General features: G+C 70.8%; 5 protein-coding genes. All 5 read right to left on the bottom strand.

Annotation, left to right across the window (positions count from 1 at the left end; genetic code table 11):
* Nucleotides 1–561, bottom strand: a 561-nt coding sequence (locus R6V09_RS45655) for an alpha/beta fold hydrolase (RefSeq protein WP_317887376.1), incomplete at its 3' end; no start/stop codon positions are given.
* Nucleotides 562–591: 30 nt separating this feature from the next.
* Complete coding sequence (locus tag R6V09_RS45650; RefSeq protein ID WP_317887375.1) at nt 592–1,254, bottom strand: isochorismatase family protein; 663 nt, start codon at nt 1,252–1,254, stop codon at nt 592–594.
* Nucleotides 1,251–1,934: an SRPBCC family protein gene (locus R6V09_RS45645; RefSeq protein ID WP_317887374.1), complete on the bottom strand. Its 684-nt coding sequence runs from the start codon at nt 1,932–1,934 to the stop codon at nt 1,251–1,253. The genes R6V09_RS45650 and R6V09_RS45645 overlap by 4 nt, the downstream gene beginning before the upstream one ends.
* A 3-nt stretch (nt 1,935–1,937) precedes the next feature.
* Entirely contained in the window at nt 1,938–2,477 is a 540-nt protein-coding gene (locus tag R6V09_RS45640; RefSeq protein WP_317887373.1) for a (2Fe-2S)-binding protein, read from the bottom strand.
* Nucleotides 2,474–4,837, bottom strand: a complete 2,364-nt coding sequence (locus tag R6V09_RS45635; protein WP_317887372.1) for a xanthine dehydrogenase family protein molybdopterin-binding subunit — start codon at nt 4,835–4,837, stop codon at nt 2,474–2,476. Before R6V09_RS45635 ends, R6V09_RS45640 begins: the two co-directional genes overlap by 4 nt.
* Nucleotides 4,838–5,008: the final 171 nt, after the last annotated feature.

The following is a 5,008-nucleotide window of genomic DNA, read 5'->3' as shown; positions in this document are numbered from 1 at the left end:
CTGCTCCCGGCGCGGCCAGCGCGGCCAGGACCGGGCCACCTCGTCCGCGTCGGTACCGCGCCGCGCCTGCGCCAGCTGGTCGAGGAAGACGTCCAGGGGAGTGGGATAGGGCCCACGCCCGGGGCCGCTCATCGGCGGGTCGCCCAGCACGGTGCCCCGCAGCGCCACCTTGGCCCGGACGGCGGTCACGGCCGCGATCCGCGCGCCCATGGAATGCCCGAACAGGACCGGCCGATGGAGACCGAGGCCCGCGACGACGGCCTCGGTGTCCTCGGCGTACTCCTCCAGCCCGTACGACCTGCCACCGTCGGACAGCCCGCGCCCACGGATGTCGACGACCAACGGCCGTACGAGAGACGTCAGTTCGCGGGCCACGAAGTCCATCGCGACGGCCGGACTGGTGATGCCGGGCAGCACGACCAGAGGGACGCCGTCACCCCCGTAGTCCAGGACGTGCAGGCGTGCGCCGCCCGAGCGGACCCAGCGGCTGGTGGCGGGGACGTCCGCGAGATCGGCGAGCGCGGACTGCGACAGGAAGCGGGTGGGTGGGGGCGGGGGCATGCGTTCTCCAATGGGGCAGGGCAGTTGGGGTTACGGGGCTGTGCTGGGCAGTCCGTCGAGATAGTCGACGGCGTCCTTGGTGTCGATCACGTCGCCGTACTTGGCCTGGATGTCGAAGAGGCTCGCCTCGTGCGGTCCCGGCGCACGGTCGCCCACACACTCCCTCGGCACCAGCACCGAGAAACCGGACTGCACGGCGTCCACGGCGGTGGCCCGTACACAACCGCTCGTCGTCGCACCGCACACCAGCACCGTGTCGCAGCCGAGTCCGGTCAACAGGGCGGCCAGGGACGTACCGAAGAACGCCGACGCGCCCTTCTTCACGATCAGATGGTCCTGCGGCGCCCGCGGCAGCCGCGGGTCGAGCGCGACCTCCTCGCCGCCTTCGACCAGGCTCCGCATGCCCTGCGCCTTCTGCAACCAGGTGACGGCGTCGCCCGCCGCCTCGGCCGGTGTGTAGGCGATCGCGGTGAACACCACCGGGACGCCGGCCGGGCGCGCCGACGCGATCAACTTGCCGGTGGCCGCGACGACTTCGGTGAGGTCGGCGCCCGAGGGGAAGCCCGGTTCGGTGAAGCCGCGGGTGAGGTCGACGACGATGAGAGCGGGGCGGCTGCCGCGGCGCACGGGTGCGCCGAACCCGGCCCGCTCGTAGGTCCGTTCCGTCTCCTGCCCGTACCGGGTCCCGCTCATGACGCCCTCCGCAGGGCTCGCAACTCCCGTGCCTGGGCGCCGAGTCGGCCCAGCAGCCAGCCCTCCAGGACACCGAGGGCGAACACCCCTGCCACCAGGCCGTACTTGGCGGCCCGTGGGCCGAGCAGCATCGCCAGCCCGTCGAGGTCGGCGTCCTGCGCGAGGGCCGGTTGCACCGCGGCGGGAGCGGTCGGAGTGACCGGAGCGGTCGCGATCGAGGAGGTCCCTGTCGCCCGGTCCTGGTCCAGCAGGCTCCCCAGGTTCCGCGCGAACTGCTGGAGGATCCGGTCCGACACCGTGACGATCGCGCCCTTGCCGAACTGGACGATCTTGCCGCGGATCACCAGGTCCGTGGAGAGCTGCAGCAGCGCTCCTTCGGGTGCCGGGAGGATGTCGAGAGAGACCTCCGCCTCCGCGTCCCCGCTGCCGTGAGTGTCGGTGCCGCGCGCGTGCACCCGCAATCGCCGCTTCTCGGCGTCGATCTCCAGGAAGCGGACGGTACCCGCGTAGGAGGCGCTGATGGGCCCCACCCGGATCTTCACCCGGCCCCGCCAGGCGTCACCGTCCTGTCCGTCGAGTGCGGCGCCCGGCATGCAGGAGGCGACCCGTTCGACGTCGTTCATCAGGGCGAAGACGTCGTCGGGGGAGGCCTTGATCGGCACGGTGTTGGTGAGCTGCATGGGTCAGTGCTCCTTGCTCGCGCAGCGCTGCGCGCAGGCCCCGCGTCGGGCCGTCGCACAGGCGTCGATCGCCTCGACGATGGTCTGGTAGCCGGTGCAACGGCACAGGTTCGAGGCGACCACCTCGCGGATCTCCTCCTTGTTCGCCTCGGGACGCTCGGCGAGGAACCCCTCGGCGAGCATCAGGAACCCGGGAGTGCAGAACCCGCACTGCAGCGCGTGGTGTTCGGTGAACGCTCGCTGCAGATCGTTCAGTTCACCGCCGCCGTCCTCTGACAACGACTCGACCGTGCGGATACGGGTCCCCTCCGCCTGCGCCGCGAACATCAGGCACGCGCGGACGGGCCGTTCGTCGACCAGGACCGTGCAGGCGCCGCAGATGCCGTGCTCGCATCCGACGTGCGTGCCGGTGAGGCGCAGTTCGTGGCGCAGTACGTCGACGAGGGTGCGGCGGGGCTCGGTGATGACGTCGTACCGCTCGCCGTTGACGTCGAGGGCGATGAGCTGGAGGTCCGGATGAGTAGCCACGGGGTCGGTGTTCATGAGGACAACTCCAGGCTCGGGGCGCTGTTCAGCGCACGGTGCACGGTCTCGGGGGTGATCGGTGTGTGGTCGAGTTCGACGCCGGTCGGGCGCAGGGCGTCGTTCACGGCATTGAGCACGGCGGCGGGCGCCCCGATCGTGCCGCCCTCGCCGGCACCCTTCGCGCCGGTCTCGGTGAACGCGCAGGGCGTCTCCAGGTGGTGGATCAGCACGTCGGGGATCTCGTGCGCGGTGGGCACCTTGTAGTCCATGAAGCCGGTCGCCGACGGCTCGCCCTGGGCGTCGTACGTCACCTGCTCGAACAGCGCGCCCGCGATACCCTGCGCGATACCGCCCCGGCACTGCCCCTCCACGACCTGCGGGTTGATGGCGACCCCGCAGTCCTCCACGCACACGTACCGCAGGATCTCCACCTGCCCTGTGCCCGCGTGGAGTTCGACGACGCAGGCATGGGTGGCGTTGGAGAAGGTGCCGTCGTTGAAGACGTCGAAGGTGGCGGTGGCCGACAGACCCGGCTCGATGTCCTTGGGCAGCAAGTGCGCCTGGAGATAGGCGATGTCGGCGATCTCCTTGTAGGGGAGCACGTCTTGGGCGCTACGGCGGCGGGCGGCGCCGTCCGTCAACTCCACCTCGTCCGGGGCAACTCCCCAGCGGGAGGCGGCGATTGCCCGCAGTTTGTCGCCGAGCTTCGCCGCGGCGAGGCGTACGGCGCTGCCGCCGATGGTGATGGAGCGGCTGGCGAAGGTGCCGAATCCGTAGGTGATGCGGTCGGTATCGCCCTGATGGAGCCTCACTTTGCCGATGTCCAGGGCGAGTTCGTCGGCGACGATCTGCGCCATCGTCGTCTCGTGGCTCTGTCCGTGGTTCATCGTGCCGGTGGTGAAGGTGACCGCGCCGCTGGTGTCCATCCGCACCTCGGAGATGTCGAAGCCGGGCACCACCTGCATCTTGCGCTGCGCGAAGGCCGCGGAGCCGTAACCGGTGCGCTCGCTGAAGCACGAGTAGCCGATGCCGAGATGCCGGCCCTCGGCCGCCGCCGCTGCCTGCTTCTCGTACCAGCCCTCGTCCCTGACGAGCCGCTCGCAGAGGTTCAGCGACTCCAGATAGGAACCCGGGTCGTAGGTGATGTTGTTGACGCCCTTGTACGGGAAGTCCGTGATGACGTTGCGGCGGCGGATCTCGACCGGATCCACGCCCAATTCGCGGGCGGCCCGCTCGAAGAGCCGTTCCATGACCATCACGTACTGCGGTCGGCTCACCCCGCGATACGGCCCGGTAGGCGCCTTGTTGGTGGTGACCGCCCGGCCCCGCACCCGGTACGCGGGCAGCTTGTAGACGCCGGGCATCTCGGCGGACGCCATCAGCGGCTCGATGCCCGCGGTGAAGGGATAGCAGGAGTACGCGCCCATGTCGCAGACCACGTCCGTGTCCAGCGCGAGGATCCTGCCCTCGGCGTCGAAGGCCGCGCGCGCCCGGTAGTGCTGTTCGCGGGCGAGGAACGACGCGGTCAGGGCGTCCTTGCGGTCCTCGATCCACTTCACCGGCCGCCGTAGCCGTAGGGCCGCTGCCGCTGCGGCGATCTCCTCGCGGCCGACCACGCACTTCTGGCCGAACCCGCCGCCCATGTCGGGCACCACGACCCGCACCGCGCGCTCGTCCAGGCGCAGACAGCGGGATGCCACCGTCCGTACCTGGTGCGGGATTTGAGTGCAGGTGTGCACGACGAGCTGTTCCTCGCGGTCGTCCCAGTGGGCCACGGCGCCCCGGGTCTCCAGCGGCAGCGCGTTCTGCCGTCCGGTCCTGGTGTCGACCTCGACGACACAGGGTGCCGAGTCGAAGATGCGGTCGATGCCGTCCGTCGCGAACAGTGAGACGTCCACGAGGGTGTTGTGCGCGGCCTCGGCGTGGACGAGCGGGGCGCCCTCCGCGAACGCCGCCTCCTCGGACATGACCGGGGGCAACGTGGCGTACGAGACCTTCGCCGCCTCCAGGCCGTCCTCCGCCGCGTACGCGTCGCGGGCCACGACGATCGCGATCGGCTCCCCGACGTAGCGGACCTTGTCGCGAGCCAGGACCGGCATCGCGGTCGGGACGAACTCGGAGAGCGGGCGCCCCAGTTGAGCGACGATGTCGCCCAGTTCCAGGTCCTCGGCCGTGAACACCGCGACGACGCCCGGGACTTCGAGCACCGCCGACACATCCACCGAGGCCAGCTCCGCGTGGGCGACCGTGCTGCGTACGAACTGGGCGTGCAGCATGCCGGGCAGCGCGATGTCGTCGACGAACCGGCCGCGCCCGGCGAGCAGCCGCGGATCCTCGCGGCGACGAACCGCCTTGCCCACCAACTTCCGTTCATTCATGAGGACATGGCCTCCTCGCAGGCGCGCCGGACCAGGGTCCGGACGAGTTCCTTGTGGTAGTGCGTGCTGCCGGACGCGTCGGCGGGCGGCTCCACGGCCTCCGCAGCAGCCGACGCGCACGCCTCGAAGGAGCGGCCGCCCGCCAACACGGCCTCCGCCTCCGGCACCCGG

The organism is Streptomyces sp. W16, from assembly GCF_033194735.1.
Lineage (GTDB): Bacteria > Actinomycetota > Actinomycetes > Streptomycetales > Streptomycetaceae > Streptomyces.
The sequence above is the reverse complement of the archived record's forward strand: the minus strand, read 5'-3'. Positions and strand labels throughout refer to the sequence as shown.

Coding starts and splice junctions, on each gene's coding strand:
- R6V09_RS45640 (WP_317887373.1), bottom strand. CDS start 2,477: ATGAACACCGACCCCGTGGCTACTCATCCGGACCTCCAGCTCATCGCC.
- R6V09_RS45645 (WP_317887374.1), bottom strand. CDS start 1,934: ATGCAGCTCACCAACACCGTGCCGATCAAGGCCTCCCCCGACGACGTC.
- R6V09_RS45635 (WP_317887372.1), bottom strand. CDS start 4,837: ATGAATGAACGGAAGTTGGTGGGCAAGGCGGTTCGTCGCCGCGAGGAT.
- R6V09_RS45650 (WP_317887375.1), bottom strand. CDS start 1,254: ATGAGCGGGACCCGGTACGGGCAGGAGACGGAACGGACCTACGAGCGG.